At 57.8% G+C, this 18,497-nt stretch carries 10 protein-coding genes and 1 pseudogene; 10 read left to right on the top strand and 1 reads right to left on the bottom strand.

From position 1 onward, the window contains the following. Nucleotides 1-678: 678 nt before the first annotated feature. The 10 genes and pseudogenes from OM513_RS15515 to OM513_RS20840 all read left to right on the top strand — a co-directional run. Entirely contained in the window at nucleotides 679-2,145 is a 1,467-nt protein-coding gene (locus tag OM513_RS15515; protein WP_264945482.1) for a hypothetical protein, read from the top strand. Then, nucleotides 2,142-4,484 (top strand): phospholipase D-like domain-containing protein, encoded by a 2,343-nt coding sequence (locus tag OM513_RS15510; protein ID WP_264945481.1) that lies wholly within the window; start codon nucleotides 2,142-2,144, stop codon nucleotides 4,482-4,484. The genes OM513_RS15515 and OM513_RS15510 overlap by 4 nt, the downstream gene beginning before the upstream one ends. Before the next feature lie 297 nt (nucleotides 4,485-4,781). Beyond that, nucleotides 4,782-7,559, top strand: coding sequence for a class I SAM-dependent DNA methyltransferase (locus tag OM513_RS15505; protein WP_264945480.1), 2,778 nt, complete (start codon nucleotides 4,782-4,784; stop codon nucleotides 7,557-7,559). After that, on the top strand, nucleotides 7,556-8,395 hold the full coding sequence (locus OM513_RS15500) for a hypothetical protein (protein ID WP_264945479.1): 840 nt from the start codon (nucleotides 7,556-7,558) through the stop codon (nucleotides 8,393-8,395). Before OM513_RS15505 ends, OM513_RS15500 begins: the two co-directional genes overlap by 4 nt. Further along, nucleotides 8,395-10,461 carry a DEAD/DEAH box helicase gene (locus OM513_RS15495; protein ID WP_264945478.1) on the top strand — a complete coding sequence of 689 codons (2,067 nt, stop codon included), beginning with the start codon at nucleotides 8,395-8,397 and terminating at the stop codon, nucleotides 10,459-10,461. The genes OM513_RS15500 and OM513_RS15495 overlap by 1 nt, the downstream gene beginning before the upstream one ends. Then, nucleotides 10,451-11,668, top strand: coding sequence for a GIY-YIG nuclease family protein (locus OM513_RS15490; protein WP_264945477.1), 1,218 nt, complete (start codon nucleotides 10,451-10,453; stop codon nucleotides 11,666-11,668). Before OM513_RS15495 ends, OM513_RS15490 begins: the two co-directional genes overlap by 11 nt. Then, nucleotides 11,665-13,671 carry an ATP-binding protein gene (locus tag OM513_RS15485; RefSeq protein WP_264945475.1) on the top strand — a complete coding sequence of 669 codons (2,007 nt, stop codon included), beginning with the start codon at nucleotides 11,665-11,667 and terminating at the stop codon, nucleotides 13,669-13,671. Before OM513_RS15490 ends, OM513_RS15485 begins: the two co-directional genes overlap by 4 nt. Nucleotides 13,672-13,937: 266 nt before the next feature. After that, nucleotides 13,938-14,858, top strand: coding sequence for an ArdC family protein (locus OM513_RS15480; protein WP_264945474.1), 921 nt, complete (start codon nucleotides 13,938-13,940; stop codon nucleotides 14,856-14,858). A 267-nt stretch (nucleotides 14,859-15,125) separates the two neighbouring features. Continuing rightward, nucleotides 15,126-15,434 carry a hypothetical protein gene (locus tag OM513_RS15475; RefSeq protein WP_264945472.1) on the top strand — a complete coding sequence of 103 codons (309 nt, stop codon included), beginning with the start codon at nucleotides 15,126-15,128 and terminating at the stop codon, nucleotides 15,432-15,434. Nucleotides 15,435-16,061: 627 nt separating this feature from the next. Then, nucleotides 16,062-17,204: pseudogene (locus tag OM513_RS20840) on the top strand (RCC1 domain-containing protein); the annotation flags it as partial. A 173-nt stretch (nucleotides 17,205-17,377) separates the two neighbouring features. On the opposite strand, the gene OM513_RS15465 reads toward OM513_RS20840, so the two are convergent. Further along, on the bottom strand, nucleotides 17,378-18,166 hold the full coding sequence (locus tag OM513_RS15465; protein WP_264945470.1) for a hypothetical protein: 789 nt from the start codon (nucleotides 18,164-18,166) through the stop codon (nucleotides 17,378-17,380). Nucleotides 18,167-18,497: the final 331 nt, after the last annotated feature.

Below are 18,497 nucleotides of genomic sequence, written 5' to 3'. Positions count from 1 at the left end.
TGGCGTCTTTGGCTCTGTGCAACATAGATTTTCCGTAGCCCTGAGATCATCTCTATGGTCACGTGAATGCGGAGAGCACAACGGTTTGTTTGAATGGCCTGAAAATCATAGCTTTGGTTCTATGAACTCCGCTTAGGGTGAAACAGGCGTCTAACGCCGACTGCAAGATGTGTGCGTAACTACAAACTGCGTTTGCGTTTCACACATCTTGGCAAGGGAGACGCTGCGCTCTCCCGTTGCATCCCTCTCGCCGCTGCCACATTCCCAAACCCCAACCGCTGCGTATCTGCATGACGCTGATCGGCGGCAGGGGCGTCAATGTGCCAGTCGCAACGTATGGCCGTTGCATCGCCAGTCAGGAGCGTTCCTGCTCCCGACACCCATGATGAGGGAGACGCCGCTCTCCCTTCAATCCATCGGCCAACCCTGCGCGGATTGGATGCGCGCCATCGTTTCGCCGATGGATGACGAGCAGGGGCGTGCCTGCCCCATACACCCAGCAAAGTTTGTCGAATGACCGAGCTAGTTGCCCCGCGCTTGCTGTTGTGGTTTCCTGATCGTGCGCCATAGTGCGGTGATCTAACAGAAAACAAAATGTGCGGTGTTTGAATGGACTTAGGAGAGGGATTCCCAGAATGGACCGAGCTAGGACAGGATAGTGGCCTCGATCCACTCGGAATGCAGCGGCCCATCGAAGTCATCTACCAATCGATTGTGCCCGGCATCAGCACGATCACGCTCCGATATCGCTACTATTCCTTCTTTCCGTTCATTCTCAAACACTATGAGGAGAACATCCGGCATACCGATCCTGACGTGTTTCGAGCATTTCAGCGCCGATGCGAAGCGCTCTTCGCGCTAATCTGCACCTATGGGGAGCCGGAGTTGGGCATCACGGGTTCCGATTGGGCGGGACGCACGCTGAATGAAGCGCGCGCGCAATCAGGCGATGCGATCATAGATTTCAGCGTCGGGGCCGATCCCAACTCGGATGAGAGCCTGCGCTATCTGCGGAACAAGGGCGGCGCGTTCGGCGCGATCTACTCAACGCAGATGGCGGAGATGGGATTGATCCATTTCCCGAGCGCAGGCGACCCGAACCCCAACCCTGTATGCTCCGAGCATGCGCTGAAACTCGCCGAGGCCTTCGCGCGAGAATTGGGCGCGACGGCGGACGAGTTTTTCAAAATTGTGGCGGCAGGCAAGATCGCCATGTCGTCACTTGGATCGTTCGAGGCCATGAAACCCAATCAGCTTCGCGATGGCAGCGATGAGCATATTCTGCTGACTGATATTCTGCTCGGCAAATCCGATGCGCGCAGCGAAACAGATATGATGCGGCGGAGCACACTTCAGATGCTTCTCGATGTGACCGCGACATCGCGCTCAATCCCGCGCGCTGAAGAAGTGAAATGGCACTGGTTTGAGAATGTGCCGGAATTGAATGGCGGGAGCGCGGGTGAGGTCGCGCATCTCTGGTTTCTGTATCAAGCCTGCGATCTCATGCGCCTTAGCTACGAGGTGATCCTCGCAGCCGCGCTCACATTGCTCGATTCCGCACCGCGACGGCGCATGTCGCTTGCCGATGTCGTGGACGAGTTGATCGCCTTCGCAGACATTGCCGACGATCAAACATGGGAAGATTTCTCGCTCGGCTTTGACGATGGCGCACAAGTTGCGCGCGAACATGCTGAGGCGATGCTCGATGCCATGAGCGAAGGCGATACAGCAGAGCAGGTTCGGCTCGCCGCATCATTGATCGCCATTCTCTATGTCAGGGCATCAGATGCGGCCAATCTAATCGATGAGGCATTGAGCGGCGCGGACTATTTTCAATCGCTGCGCACCGAAGTTCAATTTCTTGATCGCGCGCACACCGCGCCTGCGAGCCGGGTGATGGCCGATGTGGTTCGCGAGCGGGTTTTGAAGCGGCATCTCTGGGTCGCATCGCGCAAGTTTCGCAATCAGAAGGCTTACACCTTCCATATGGAACCCGAGGAAGGGCAACTCCGCTACCGCAGCCACTTCCGTATTTCCCCGAGCAGCCCGCGTCTCGATCAGGCGCTCCGGTTCCTTCGCGATATCAGACTGATTGACGAGGGCGGCATCACACAGCGCGGCCGCGCGGAAATGGCGGCGGCATGAAATATTTCGAAGCCTTCGGCGAAGGTGGATTCCACGCGGCCTTCATGACGACCTATGCGTTCGGATCGCTCGCCTTCGAGGACATCCCATTTCCGAAGCTGCGCGGCGCGGGATGTCGGAACATCACGGTGCTGGCCGACCGCGCGATGGTCAATCAAGCCTTCTCGGAGTTCGGCCCGCCGCGCTTTGCCGGAACCAGCTATCATCTCATCAAAGTCGATGCACCTGGTGCATTCCATCCTAAGATCACGATGCTGATCGGCGAGACGAAAGGTCGATTGATTGTTGGCTCGGCAAACCTCACCGCGCTCGGTCTAGGCGGTAACAAGGAACAACTCGCCAGCATTACCTATTCGGCAGGTGCGCCTGAGAACGCAAAATTCTTCATCGGCGCGCTCGCCTACCTGCGCCGATATGTGCCGCAGGACGATCAGTGGTTTCCCGTGAGTCTCCAACGCGCGCTGCGTTCCGCGCCGTGGCTGCGCGATGATAATTTCGATCTCACATTCGATGCGAGCGGAGAGACCGATCTCAATCTTCTTTTCGACCGCCCCGACATCACTTTCCTCGATCAGATCGTGGCATCCATCGGTGATGATACGATTGAGCGCCTTATCGTCGTATCGCCATATTGGGATGTGCGGCTTGAAGGATTGGCGCGCCTTCGCGATGCGCTCGGCAATCCTGTCGCCAACATTCTCATCGAGAGCGAGGCCAATGGCTTTCCCTCGAGCGCTCTTTCAGGATTCACGGACACCAATTTGTTCGATGTCACCTCACACGCTGAAGGCCGGTTTCTACACGCAAAGCTGATCATCGCGCATGGTGAGAGATGGGACCATGTCATCTCTGGCAGTATGAATTGCACCTTTCCAGCTTTGATGGGGCCAGCCATTCACGGAAATGCGGAGGCCGGAATCTACAAGCGTGTTGCGCGAGGCACGGCGTTGGAAGCGCTTGGGCTGGACGGTTATGAAGATGCCCGCATCGAGGGCGAGCAACTTGCAGAACTTCAACACAACTTTGAAGAAGCCAAGAGCGCGGAGCCAACAGTCGATGGCGGCACGCTGATATTGCAGGCCGGAAAAATATCGTGGGCCGCTCCGGCATCGTCGCCGGCGGCATCGGCAACGATCCAGCTCTATGATCGCGACGGACTTGCGCTTTCCGAGATCGAAGCGGACGGGCGCACCGCGATCTATATTGTTTCTTCCGACGCGCAGCGTCCCAAATATGGCATCGTGACATTCGCGGGAGGGTTGATCTCAGCGCCCGTGCAGATCGTCGATCTTGATTATCTCGCGGTCACAACCTTGCCTGCACAGCGAGGGCGCAAGCGGCGGCTCATGGATACACTCGTGGAATCCATCCACGAGGATTTGGTGCTGATCGAAACGCTCAACCAGCTCGAAGCCTTGGAAGAGGAGGATCGTGCCAGTCGTCCAGATCAGACGCCCCGCGCGAAGCCAGAGGCAGCAGACACCGCGCCGCCCACATATGAAGTTCTCTCCTATGACGATTTCATCCGCGCGCGCACTCATGCGAACGCGCAAGGAAAATCCTTCGGCCTCTATCTGAACAGCCGCAACGATAGCGCCGCTAGTTTGATGAGCGCCTGCCTCAATCAGATGATCGGGTTGGTTGGTCCCGATCTTCGCGGCATGGAGGATGAGGACATCGATGCGCTTGGCGCGATAGATTTCCGCACCACCGAACCGCAATCCGCCGACGATGGCGGGAGCGGCGATACGCGCACCCATTCCGTGCCGCAAAGCAGATCGCTTTCCGCGCAAAGTCGGGCGACCGCCAAGAAATTTCAGGAAGCTGTCACCGCGTTTGAATCCCGCTGCAAGGCGCTTAGCAAAGAGAGCATCACGACATCGGAAATGGTCAGGTTGCGCGCGTTAATCCAGATCGTTCTCAGCCACTCGCAACCGGTGACAGGCTCGTTTTCGGCGTCGCAAATCCTGCCCGTCTATGCGGCGGAGGGACATGATTGGCCGCGTCTGATCGGCCGATTGCTCCTCCAACATTTCGGCACGGCAAGGGCGTTGCAGAATCTGACCGTCGAACCCGATGAGTCCGAGCAGCAGCGCGTGATTGAGTATCTGGCCGCCTCTAACTGGGCGGCGAAAGCTGCATACGCGGCAGTGCTTTCGAACAAGAAGGCAGCGACACTTCGCACTCCGCTCGAACGCCTTATCGTCGCGCTTACCGCACAGACGCAGATGATCTTGTCCATTGTCGAAGGCGACCGTGCATATTTCGATGAGATCACCGCCAAGCTCGATGAGCGGTTTTGCAGTCGACTGGCTTTGTCAGAAAATGACCGCGACTAGCTCCCAGCCCGATTGAGAAACGTCTTCGCGTTCGGCGCGGCCGATTTCCCTGTAGATGGCTTCGTATCGGAGGCAGTTTTCCCTTGGCGATTTGTGTATCCATTGGTTACACTCACGCTATGTCAGGGAAAGACTCCGGCTTTCGGATTCGGGTCGAGCGTGAACTCCGCGAGGAGTTCATATCCGCTTGCCGGAAACAGGATCGACCCGCCGCGCAGGTGCTCCGCGAATTTATGCGGGCCTATGTCGCGAACACCGACCAACCGAACACAGGGCGGGAGAGGCCCACCACAGACTATGAACGCCGTTGAGATCGAAGAAGCTGTTTCCGAATTGGCAGAACGCCCGTTCGACCGAGAGGCGTTTCCGTTCCAGTTTCTTGAAGCCTTCGGCAACAAGCCTGCGACGATCAAGCGCCTGCGCGACGGCCACAGCAACGGCTCGGATGTCGGCGGCGTGCTGCAACGGAATAACATCCATATCGCGGTCGCCGAATCCGGCACCGTGACCGCGACGTTGGCGGCGCTGAAAGCCAGTCCCGCCACCACCAAGGCGAAAGCGCAATTCATCCTCGCAACGGACGGCGACTTGTTCGAGGCCGAGGATATTGAATCCGGCGAAACCGTCGCTTGCACCTTCACCGAGTTCCCCGAATATTTCGGTTTCTTTCTCCCCTTGGCGGGCATCAGCACCGTCAAGCAAGTGCGCGACAGCGCCTTCGATATTCGCGCCACCAGCCGCCTCAACCGGCTCTATGTGGAACTGCTGAAAGACAATCCGGCATGGGGCAAGGCGGATCGCCGCCCTGACATGAATCACTTCATGGCGCGGCTGATCTTCTGCTTTTTCGCGGAGGACACCGACATCTTCAACGGCACGGGCCTCTTCACCGCGACCGTTGACCAGATGAGCGAGAAGGATGCGTCGAACACCCATGAAGTGATCGCCGAGATTTTTCGCGCAATGAACACGCCGATCAAGGATCGGCAGACGGCGAACATCCGCTCATGGGCGAACGTATTCCCTTACGTGAATGGCGGCCTCTTTTCCGGCAGCCTTGAGGTGCCGCGTTTCAGCCGGATCGCGCGATCCTATCTCCTCCACATCGGCAGCCTGAAATGGACACAGATCAACCCCGATATCTTCGGGTCGATGATTCAGGCAGTGGCGGATGATGAGGAGCGCGGCGCGCTCGGGATGCACTACACCAGTCGCCCGAACATCCTAAAAGTTCTCAATCCGCTCTTCCTCGACAGTTTGCGTGAGCAGCTTGAGGAGGCCGGTGGCAATGGCCGCAAGCTCCTCAATCTCCGCAATCGCATGGCGCGCATCCGGGTATTCGATCCTGCGTGCGGTAGCGGAAATTTCCTTGTGATCGCCTACAAGGAAATGCGCGAGATCGAGGCGGAGATAAACCGGCGGCGCGATGAGGTCGGTCGCCTGTCCGACATTCCGCTCACGAATTTTCGCGGGATCGAGTTGCGCGATTTTCCGGCGGAGGTTGCGCGTCTCGCGCTCATCATCGCCGAGTTTCAGTGTGACACCCTCTATCGCGGGCAGAAATTGGCACTTGCCGAGTTTCTTCCGCTCAACAATGAAAATTGGATCACCTGCGGCAATGCGCTCCGGCTCGACTGGCTGAGCATCTGTCCACCGACAGGAACAGGCGTGAAGCTCGTTGGTGATGACCTGTTTCACACGCCGCTCGATCAAGCGCGGATCGACTTCGACAACGAAGGCGGTGAAACCTACATCTGCGGCAATCCGCCGTATCTCGGATCGACTTGGCAGGACAAAGAACAAAAGGCCGAGCTTGAGGCGATTTTTGGCCACAGAACTAAAAACTGGAAGTCGCTCGATTACGTCGCTGGTTGGTTTATGAAGGCTGCGGACTATGCCATCGCTACCAAGGCAAAAACGGCCTTCGTTTCCACAAACTCTGTTTGCCAAGGCGAGCAGGTTCCTGTTCTATGGCCGCTAGTTTTTAAGACTAATAGCAAGATTGCTTTCGCTCACACGTCATTCAAATGGGCTAATCTTGCCAGCCACAATGCTGGCGTGACGGTCGCAATTATTGGTCTGGAGATCGCGCCCAGTAATGCTCGGCAGCTATATTCGGAATCGGATGATGGAACGTCCATTGTCAAAGACGTTCAAAACATAAACGCCTATCTGGTGTCAGGACCGGATTTGATCGTTGAGAAGGTTAACCGAACGACCTCGGATCGCGCGCTAATGTTGTGGGGTAACAAGCCTACTGATGATGGCAATTTTTTCTTAGATCACGACGGCGCTAATGCGCTGTGTTCGGATCATCCAGAAGCTCGTGTGTTTATAAGACCTTACTATGGGTCAGCAGAGTTCATTCGCGGCATACAGCGATACTGTCTGTGGATCGAAGATGGCGATGCGACGCGCGCGGCACAGATTCCAGAGATCGCAAACCGGATTGCAAACATCCGGACCTTCCGCGCAAACAGCATAGCCGCTGAAACAAGACCCGCAGCAGAGTTCCCGCATCGCTTCCGCCAAATTCAGGGAGTCGGTGAGCGCATGGCGCTTATCGTGCCGCGCGTCAGCTCGGAGCGGCGGCCTTATCTCCCCATTGGCCTGTTGCCGGAGCGTTCGATTGTCGCAGATAGCTCCTTTGCGCTCTACGATGCACCGCTTTGGAACATGGCATTGATTGCATCGAGGCTCCACCTCATTTGGATCGCCACCGTCTGCGGCAAACTCAAGACAGATTTCCGATATTCCAACACACTTGGCTGGAATACATTTCCGGTGCCGACACTCACCGATAAGAACAAAGATGACCTGAACCGCTGTGCGGAAGACATCTTGCTGGCGCGCGAGGCGCATTTTCCGGCGACCATTGCCGACCTCTATGATCCAGAGAAGATGCCCGCTGACTTGCTCGAAGCACACGAGCGCAACGATGAGGTGCTGGAACGCATCTATATCGGGCGACGGTTCAGGAACGACACAGAACGGCTGGAAAAGCTCTTCGAGCTTTACACCAAAATGACCGCAAGCGCGGGCGGCGCGAAAAAGCGCAAGGTAGGGGCAGTATGAGCAGCCTCACCGACATTGAAAAACGCTATTTTGAAAACCTGCTTGGCATGTCGAGCGGCTATGTCCTTGACTACACCGACCAGACCTTCGCCGAGTTTTTCAAACGCCACCGCGTAGCGATCCACGACGCGAAATATCAAACCTACGGCAGCTCAAAAGCAAAGAAGCTGCGTTCGTTCTGGGAGCAGGAGCCGGACTCTCTTGTCAGTAAGGTGCTGTCCGAATTGCTTGATGCCTGCGAGGCCATAGGCGCGCTGAATGGCCAGCAATCCGATGACACCATTCTCGCCAAAGCACGCGGCATCGTTGCACGGCTTGAGGGCAAGCCCGCCGCAACGCCGAAAGCGTCGACCGCGCAGACTGTCGATGACTTCTTGCACAGCGAGTTCACCATCCCCAATATCCAGAACCTGCCCATCGAAGCTCAGGCGGTCCCGATCATCGAGAGTCGTCTGGCCGAAGCGCGGACGGCGATGGGAGCGGGCGCGTATCTTGCGACAGTCCTGCTGTGCGGCAGCGTTCTCGAAGCCGTTTTGCTGGGGGCGGCACAGAAGCAACCGGCGCGCTTCAATCAGGCAGCGGCCAGCCCTAAGGCAGCGGACGGCAGCGTGAAGCGGTTTCACGAATGGAGCCTCGCTCAATTCATCGACGCCGCCAGCGAAATTGACTTACTCAAGCCGGATGTAAAAAAATTTGGTCATGGCCTGCGTGACTTCCGCAATTACATCCATCCATACGAACAAATGGCCTCCGGCTTCACGCCGGATCAGCATACGGCCAAGGTTTGCTTCCAAGTATTGAAAGCGGCGCTCGCCAGTGTCGCGGGGGACCGATAATGACCTTCGACAAGAAAACAGTTCCTTCCGTATCGGTTTCATACGCCCGCAACGGTAACTCCGCCAAGTCCAATGCCCTTGGTATGCGCGCAATGCAGGAGCGCGCGTTCGAGAAGCGTGGCGAACCCTATCTTCTCATCAAATCGCCGCCGGCGTCAGGCAAGAGCCGCGCGCTCATGTTCATCGCGCTCGACAAGCTCGCCAATCAAGGTTTGAAGCAGGCGATCATCGTCGTGCCTGAAAAATCCATCGGTTCCAGCTTCGCCGATGAACTACTGAGCCAGCATGGTTTTTGGGCTGACTGGATCGTTGCGCCCAAATGGAACCTTTGCAACGCACCCGGCGAGGATGGCGGCAAGGTCAATTCTGTCGGCAGCTTCCTTGCCAGCGATGACAAAGTGCTGGTCTGCACGCACGCGACATTCCGTTTCGCGGTGGAGCGGTTCGGCGTCGAGGCTTTCGATGGCCGATTGATCGCGGTGGACGAGTTCCACCACGTTTCCGCCAATCCCGACAATGTGTTGGGCAAACACCTTGGCGAGTTTATCGCCCGCGACAAGGTGCATATCGTCGCGATGACCGGCAGCTATTTTCGCGGTGACGCCGAGGCCGTTCTCGCGCCGACCGATGAGGCGAAGTTCGATACCGTCACCTACACCTATTACGAGCAGCTCAACGGCTACGAATATCTCAAACAGCTCGACATCGGCTATTTCTTCTACTCCGGCTCCTACACCGACGACATTCTTGAGGTGCTGAATCCGGCTGAGAAAACCATCATCCACATTCCGAACGTCAATTCGCGCGAAAGCACGAAGGACAAAATCCGCGAGGTGGAACATATCATCACCGAGTTGGGGGACTGGCAGGGCATTGATCCCGCCACCGGATTCCAGTTGGTGAAAACGCCGGACGGCAAGACGCTGCGCATTGCCGATCTTGTGGATGATGATCCATCGAAGCGCGACCGTGTGTCCGCCGCGCTCAAAGACCCCGCGCAAAAGAATAACCGCGATCATGTGGATATTATCATCGCGCTCGGCATGGCGAAGGAGGGCTTCGACTGGATTTGGTGCGAACACGCGCTGACTGTCGGCTATCGCGCCAGCCTTACCGAGATTGTGCAGATCATCGGCCGCGCCACCCGTGATGCACCGGGCAAGACGCGCGCGCGGTTCACCAACTTGATCGCCGAGCCGGACGCATCCGAGTCCGCCGTTATCGAGGCGATCAATGATACGCTGAAAGCCATCGCCGCGAGCTTGCTCATGGAGCAGGTTCTCGCGCCGCGTTTCAATTTCACACCGAAAAATCCACAGAGCGGCCCGCAACCCGGCTTCGATTATGGCGATGACGGTTATCAGCCCGACAAGTGCAATGTCGGCTTCAACGAGCAGACGGGCCAGTTCCAGATCGAGATCAAAGGTCTGACCGAACCCAAGAGCAAGGAAGCCGCGCGCATCTGCAAAGAGGATTTGAACGAGGTGATCGCGACCTTCGTTCAGGACAAGCCGTCGATCGAGCGCGGGCTGTTCGACGAAGAGATGGTTCCCGAAGAGCTGACCCAGCTTCGCCTCGGCAAGATCATCAAGGACAAATATCCTGAACTGGATGAAGAGGATCAGGAGGCCGTGCGTCAGCACGCCATCGCCGCGCTCAATCTCACCCAGCAGGCCGCGCGCATTGCGCTTGGCGATGACAAGAAGGGCGATAGCGAGCCGAGCGCGAATACCGCGCTAATCGACGGCGTGCGGAAATTCGCGATGGATGTGCGCGAACTCGACATCGACCTGATCGACCGCATCAATCCGTTTCAGGAGGCCTATGCGATCCTCGCGAAATCCATGAGCGAGGAAAGTCTGAAACAGGTCGCCGCCGCCATTGCCAGCAAGCGCACCAGCCTGTCGCCTGATGATGCGAAAGACCTTGCCGTGCGCGCCGCGCGCTTCATCAAGGAACGTGAGCGTCCGCCGTCGATCACATCGTCGGACGCGTGGGAAAGGCGTTTGGCCGAGGGTGCAGCCGCCTTCATGCGATTCAAGAAAGAGGGCCGCTATGACGGATGACCTCGACCTTGATGCCCTAGCTGACGCGCTCGCCGATTTCGCGCCGCCCGAGAAAAAGGTCGGGCGCGGGCCGCGCGAGGAACGCATCATCGCTGGATTTGAAGAGATCCAGCGATTTGTCGAGAAGCATGGTCATGCGCCGCGTCACGGTGAAAGCCGCGACATCTTCGAGCGCATCTATGCAACGCGCCTTGATCGGCTGCGCGCGCAGGAAGACTGCCGGACTCTTATAGAACCGCTCGACCATCAGGGATTGCTTGCGGGAACCGAGGCCGCTTCACCCGCGTCCGATGATGACATGGACACCGACGCCCTATTGGCTGAACTTGAGGACGCAATTGGCACGTCCGACATTTCCGATCTTCGCCATGTCCGAACCGCCGAAGAAAAGCGCGCTGCCGAAGAGATCGCGAACCGCGAAAAGTGCGAGGACTTCGACACGTTCAAGCCTCTATTCGAGGAGGTCCAGCGCGAGCTTGAGAGTGGCATCAGGAAATCGCGGGAGTTCGAGCTGAAGGCCGAAATCCGTCCCGGCGCATGGTTCATCGTCGGAGGCCAAAAAGCCTATGTCGCCGACATGGACGAGATATTCGTCAATGCGCAGGGACGCACGGATGCTCGCCTGCGCGTGATTTTCGACAACGGCACAGAGAGCAATATGCTCATGCGCTCATTGCAGCGGGCCTTGCATAAGGACGAGGCGGGCCGACGCATCTCCGATCCCGAAGCTGGCCCCTTGTTTGTGCGCGAAGAGCAGTCGCCATTCGCTGGACAGCTTGACGATGACGATTCCGCCAGCGGCACGATCTATGTGTTGCGCAGCAAGTCCGATGATCCCGTGGTCGCCGCAAACCGCGATGTTCTGCACAAGATCGGCGTGACCGGCGGCGACGTGCAAAAGCGCATCGCCAATGCCAAATTCGATCCGACATTCCTGATGGCCGAGGCGGAAATCGTCGCGACCTACACGCTCTACAACATCAACCGGACCAAGCTCGAAAATCTGATCCACCGCATATTCGATCCAGCGCGACTCGACATCGAGATCAAGGATCGTTTCGGCAATCCCGTCATCCCGCGTGAATGGTTCCTCGTGCCGCGCTTTATCGTCGATGACGCTGTGGAGCGGATCAAGGACGGCACGATTACCGAATATACCTATGATCCGAAAACCGCGCGGCTCGTCCGCGAGAGTGGCGCGTCATGAGCAACGTCAACATTAAGCGCCTTGTCGAGAACATTCGCTCCGGCACCAACGTCTATACGCCGCTCGTGGAACTGGTCGTGAACTCGATCCAAGCCATCGACGAGAAAAAGTCCGACAAGGGCGTGGTTGATATCCAGATCAAGCGCGATGGTCAGGAGGATTTGATCGAAGGTTTGCGCGGCGTCGATGGATTCATCGTCTCCGACAACGGGATTGGCTTCACCCAGCTCAATCGTGACTCCTTCGATGAACTCTACACCGAGCAGAAAAAATCAGACGGTGGGAAAGGCTTCGGGCGCTTCACCTGCCTCAAATATTTTGACCGCATGAATGTCAGTAGCATTTTTGCGGAAGGCCACGAGCTGCGCGAGCGCAAGTTCCGCATGGGTCTGGATAAAGACATCATCGTCGATGAAGAATTGCGCCCGATCTCCGAGGGCGAGGTAGGCAGTGTCGTCGAGATCGCTGGAATTAAGTCGGTGAAGTTTCCCGACAAGGGCATCGACACGATCAGCCGCGTGCTTGTCGAGCGATTGCTCCCGTATTTCGTCGATGCTGATAAGCCCTGCCCGCGCGTTGTGATCCGTGACGAAGGCAGCACCACCGCGCCGGTTTCGTTGAACGATTATCTTGGCAAGGACAGCAGCCAGATCATCGAGATGCCCGTCCAGAATGGCGCATTCAGCATATCAGCGAATGGCGAAGACAAATCGTTTCAGGTTCGCGTCTTCAAATTCTATTCGCCACGCGCCGCCCGAAGCAAAGTGAGCCTCGTCGCCCATCGCCGTGAAGTGACGGACGTAGCGTTGCAAACCTATGTGCCAGAGTTCGCGGACGAGTTTTTTGAGCCGATACCCGGCGATGAGGCGGGCAAAGGACGCAACTTTGTCATCAAAGCCTATGTGTTCGGCGATTATCTGAACGACAACGTGTCGCTCGAACGCGGCGAGTTTCGATTCCAGACCGAATCCGATTTGCTCAGCGGAATCTCGCAGAGCCAGATCGAGCAGCAAGCAGCAGAGATCGCGCAATCGGCTGTTGGCGCGGAGATCGCCGAGCGTAAGCAACGGAAGCAAGCTCGCATCACGGAGTATGTATCGACCCAAGCGCCGTGGCATCGAACGCTGAGCAACGAGGTTGATTTCAGCTCCCTTCCGATGCGCCCGAGCAATCAGGACATCGAACTGCATTTCCAGCGGAAGAAGTTTGAGAAAGAGCAAGTGACCCGCGCGCAGGTTGCCGCGATCTTGCAAGCCGAGGACGAGGCCGACCTCGACAAGAAAATCTCGGAGGTGATGGAAAGCATATCCGAGACGAGCAAGAACGACCTCATCCACTATGTCTCCATGCGCAAATGCGTTCTCGATATTTTCTCGAAGGCGCTCGAAGCCGATGATGATGGTCGCCACAAGTCCGAAGGCGAAGTGCATGACATCATCATGCAGAGGAAGAAGGATTCCGACGAGATTGACTTCGATGCCCACAACCTCTGGATGCTGGACGAACGGCTCAATTTCTCTGCCTATATTTCATCGGAAAAGCCGATCAACAAGGCCAATGGTGATCGAACGGACATCACGATTTTCAACAATCGTGTGGCGTTTCGCGGCGAGAACGAAGCCAGCAATCCGATCACGATCTTTGAGTTCAAAAAGCCGCAGCGTGACGATTTTGCGAATCCGTCATCCAAGGACGATCCCGTGCAGCAGATTGTTCGCTACGTGAATCAGATTCGCGACGGGAAGTTCAAGACCCCGAAGAACCGCGACATTCTCGTCAACACCAACACTCCATTCTACGGTTATGTCGTCTGCGACCTGACCAAGAAGGTTGCCGATTGGCTGGAACGCGAGAAGGACTTCACGCCCATGCCCGATGGGCTTGGCTGGTTCCGCTGGTTCGGCAATATCAATCTCTACATTGAGGTGCTGAGTTGGACCAAGCTCCTGCGCGATGCCGAAATGCGCAACAAAATCTTCTTTAGCAAACTCGGCATTGAGTGATTGCGATGGCGCTGTGACGCCGTCCGCATAGACATCGCCGCGTTCGATGCGGGCGGTCAATCTGACCAAACTCCTTATCGCTATCCCCTGAGATTCATCCGCGAATGTGGCTGAGGCTGTCTGCCCGTCAACAGGCTGCCCGATCCATTCGCCCTTCATTGCATTCAGGCTCCCGTGTTGCCTGTTACGCCTTCGGCTGACTGAGCCGACTTTCCCCCAGCCTGGTCCCTTCGCGTCCTCAGGAAACAGCGAAAGGAGATCAGGACATGACCACTTCACCGAACGAACGCTTCGACGTTTACACCGCCATCACCAATCAGATCATCACCGCCATCGAAGCCGGTTCCGGCGACAATGTGCAACTGCCGTGGCACCGCAATGGCGGATCAATCCAGCGCCCCACCAATATTACGAGCCGCAGAGCCTATCGCGGCGTCAACACCGTCGCCCTTTGGGCTGCGGCCGATGCTTGCGGTTTCGAGCATAGCATCTGGGGAACCTATCGCCAGTGGCAGGAGAAGGGCGCACAAGTTCGCAAGGGTGAGAAATCCTCGGTCATCATCTTCTATCGCGATCTTGATCCGAACGAGTCCGCATCGTCGAATGGTGACGAACAGCAGAGCCGTTTCTTCGTTGCCCGTGCATCGCGCGTGTTCAACGTGGCGCAGGTTGATGGCTACGAGATTGAACCGTCCGAACCCGCCGTAGATCGTATCGACCCGTGCGAGCGTGCCGAGCAGTTCATCGTTGCCACCGGAGCGAACATCGCCATCGGCGGCACACGCGCCTTCTATAATCGCGCAACCGACAGCATCACCATGCCGGATCGGCATCGCTTCGTCGGAACCGAAACCAGTTCCGCATCGGAAGGATGGTATTCGACGCTTCTGCACGAACTGACTCACTGGTCAGGTGCATCATCGCGTTGTGATCGCACATTCGGCAAACGCTTCGGCGACAATGCCTATGCGATGGAGGAAATGGTTGCCGAACTTGGCGCGGCGTTCCTCTGCGGCGATCTTGGTATCACCGCCGAGCCGCGCGCCGATCATGCCGAATATATCGGCCACTGGCTTCGCATCCTCAAAGCCGACAGCAAGGCGATTTTCGCCGCTGCGAGTGCGGCGAACAAGGCGACCGAGTTCCTGACCCGTCTTGCCGACACCGAACAACGGGAGGCCGCATAGCGGCCTTTCGATTATCCAATGCCTTTTGTGATGAAGCGCCGCTTGTCGGCGCTTTTTCATGTCCGCCTTGCGTCTGGGATCATCCGTTGATGATGCCGGTGAGAATGGCGGGTGCCGGTCGCGCGTCAACGGGTTGCCCGATCCATTCGCTATCGCTCCCGTGTTTCCCGTTTTCCCCTTCGTTCCTTGGGGTGACACGCGCCCGTGCCGCACCCGCCGATCTGCCTCCCCGTCCACCGGACGAACCCAAACGCAAAGGAGGCAGGCATGAAAACCGACTACGCAATCATTCACAAAAACTGGAACGGCATCGAGATCGAAATACGCTGGAACGCTGACCACCTCATTTTTGACGATGGGCAGAGCATGGCGCATCTCGAAATCGAAAGCATCCAGCCAGCACGCGCACCGCTTCCGATCACCGAAACCGGCTACCGCTCGCACTTCCTTATGCGCTCACATGTCGATCACGTGGGCGGCCCCGAGGCTTATGTCGAAGCATGGATCGCCGAGGTTACGAATACACATAAATGGCGCAACGCCGAGATCGCGTCCCGTCAATATGCGCTCTTTTGAGCGCATATTTCGATCAATGATTGTCTATTGATCGACCTATTGAATAAATTAACCAATCGATGGTAGTATGATTCTTGAACCTTGGGGGATTCATGGAATCATGTTGTAACTACTTCTCATTTCTATTCGGTCGAACCGCTCAGATGGTTCTTCTTTTTGTATTTTCCATAGCATACCCCCCCCCTTTCGCTTGCAAATGGCCTCTGTGATTCTGGAAATCTCTACGGCGTCGTCTGGACGGTCGATGGCTGTTCCTGTTCGGGCGATACAATTTCCAGCACGAAGGTCGGAGCTTATGCGGAAGATGGCATAGGCTTTTCGCGTGGCTGGATCGATGCGCGCGATCTGACCTGTGATGCGAAGACGGGGCAGTGGAAAGCGGAAGCCGATCCTAAATTTGCGACCTGTTCAGGTTGCAAGGCAGGTTATGGCCTGTCCGGCACTTGCGGTCCCGCCACGCAAAAACTCCATTCCTCAAAACCGGCCACGGGCCTTTGCACCTGCGGTTCCCCATCTTCGGTGAAGAAGGTGGGGCAGGCGTGGCAATGGTCCTGCGGCGAGGCCGCCCAACCGAGCGCGGTCGATTGCATCGCGCCCGCTCAATCCCGCTAACAGTCAGGAGAATGAATGTGTCGATCCACCGCTAAGCTTCTATCCGTCGTCAGTGCGTTGCTTTTCCTTGTCGCGTCGGGATCGGCATGGAGCGCGAGTTGCAACAAGATCGGTTATGGCTGGGATCATAGCTGCGCGATCACGACCGGCGGTGCCCTCAAATGCTGGGGATCGAATGGAAGCATGATCGGTGGCCAGCTTGGTAATGGGAGCACCACTTCCAGTTCCACACCCGTTGATGTTCTGACCCTTTCGAGCGGCGTGCAGGCCGTCTCCGGGGGTAGCAGTCATACCTGCGCGATCCTCTCCACCGGCGGAGTCAAATGCTGGGGCGTCGGAAGCGGCGGCGAGCTTGGCGACGGTACCTCGACCTTCATGCAGACATCGCCCGCAAACTATGTAAGCGGCTTATCGAGCGGCGTCCAAGCCATCGCGGCGGGCGAGAACCATACATGCGCATTGACGACCGGAGGCGGGGTCAAATGCTGGGGCCAGCATGGCTCGGGCCAGTTGGGCAACGGCGGCGCGATGGGAACGGGCAGCAATGTGCCCGTCAATGTCTCGGGGCTTACGAGCGGTGTGCAGAAGATCGCATCGGGCGGCGCAAATAGCTGCGCTTTGACCACTGGTGGCGCGGTCAAATGCTGGGGGAATGACTATTACGGCCAGCTAGGAGCCGGAACGCAATATGCGCATAGCGCGACGCCGAAGAATGTGGTCGGACTTTCTAGCGGCGTCGTCGATATATCGATCAACGGATACAGCGCCTGCGCCGTCATGGCCTCTGGCGGCGTCAAATGCTGGGGTGAGAACGGCAATAAGAAGCTCGGCGACGGGACATCGAGTACCAACAGCAGCGTGCCGGTCAATGTCATCGGCATATCGAACGCGGTTGGCGTCACGGTCGGCGGCTATCATGCCTGCGCCCTCCTAAATAACGGCACCGTTAATTGCTGGGGTAGCAATTTTTCGGGCCAGCTTGGTCGCGGAACCATCACCGTCGCCGAAACTCCCGGTCTCGCATCGGGCCTTTCGGGCGTGGAAGCTGTTGCGGCGGGCAATTATCACACGTGCGCAGCGCTTGGCGACGGGACGATCAAATGCTGGGGCAAGGGCGGCTCGGGTCAGCTTGGCAACGGCGCAACGGCGGACAGCGCGTCTCCAGTCACCGTGTCCGGCATCGCGTGCGCGGCGGCCGTCAACGGCGCGTGCGGTGGTCCCGGAGCCTGTTCAGCGGGATCGGTCTCGGGCGACAATGGCCTGACCTCTTGCGGCACAACCCGCACTTGGACTTGCAACGGCTCGGGCGGCGGATCAAACGCCAGTTGTTCCTATAGCAACGCGGCCTGCGCGGTGAACGGCGCCTGCGGCGGTTCGGCCGGAACATGTTCGGCTGGTTCGGTGTCCGGTGACAATGGCGCGACGGGCTGCGGCACGACGCGCACATGGTCATGCAATGGGTCAGGCGGCGGATCGAACGCCGGTTGCTCGAATGCGAACCCGGTCTGCGCGGTAAATGGCGCATGTAGCGCGACGGCCGGTGCCTGCTCGGCAGGATCGCCATCGGGCGACAACGGCGCGACCGCTTGTGGAACGACCCGAAGCTGGACCTGTAACGGGTCGGGCGGTGGCTCCAATGCAAGCTGTTCCAAGGCCAACCCGGTGTGCGTCGTCAATGGCGTGTGTAGCGCTACGGCAGGCGCTTGCTCGTCCGGTTCGGTCGCGGGCGATAATGGCGCGACTGGCTGCGGCACGACCCGCACATGGACTTGCAATGGTTCGGGCGGCGGGTCGAATGCAAGCTGTTCGAAGGCGAACCCGCTTTGCGCGGTCAATGGAACCTGCGGCAGCGCCGACACCGTCGGCACCATGAGCGCGCCAAGTTCCAACCTTTGTTCATCGGGAACGGCAACCGCCGTTTCAGGAACCGGCCCTTGGGCGTGGAATTGTAATGGCGCAAATGGCGGCACGAACGCATCCTGTTCGGCGCCGCTGATGCAAAATGGTGTGTGCGGATCGGCAAACGGCGTCGGGGTGACATCCGCACCATCCTCCAATCTTTGCTCGTCGGGCACGGCAACAGCGGTCAGCGGGGCAGGCCCGTGGTCGTGGAATTGCAATGGCGTGAATGGCGGAACCAATGCGTCATGTTCCGCTCCGCTTCGCGTCAACGCATCGTGCGGGTCGGCAAATGGCGTCGGCGCTTATACCGCGCCGTCATCGGGACTCTGTTCACCGGGAACAGCCTCGGCGGTATCGGGATCGGGTCCGTTTACATGGACCTGCGCCGGATCGAATGGCGGAACCAATGCATCCTGTTCCGCGCCGCTTCGTCAAGACGCGCAATGCGGACCATCGCATAATGGCAATTTCTATACCGCGCCTGCGACCAATCTCTGTTCGGTCGGATCGCCGACCGCCGTATCGGGAGCGGGGCCGTGGGCATGGACA

The organism is Sphingomonas canadensis, assembly GCF_026013525.1.
Lineage (GTDB): Bacteria > Pseudomonadota > Alphaproteobacteria > Sphingomonadales > Sphingomonadaceae > Sphingomonas > Sphingomonas canadensis.
The sequence above is the reverse complement of the archived record's forward strand: the minus strand, read 5'-3'. Positions and strand labels throughout refer to the sequence as shown.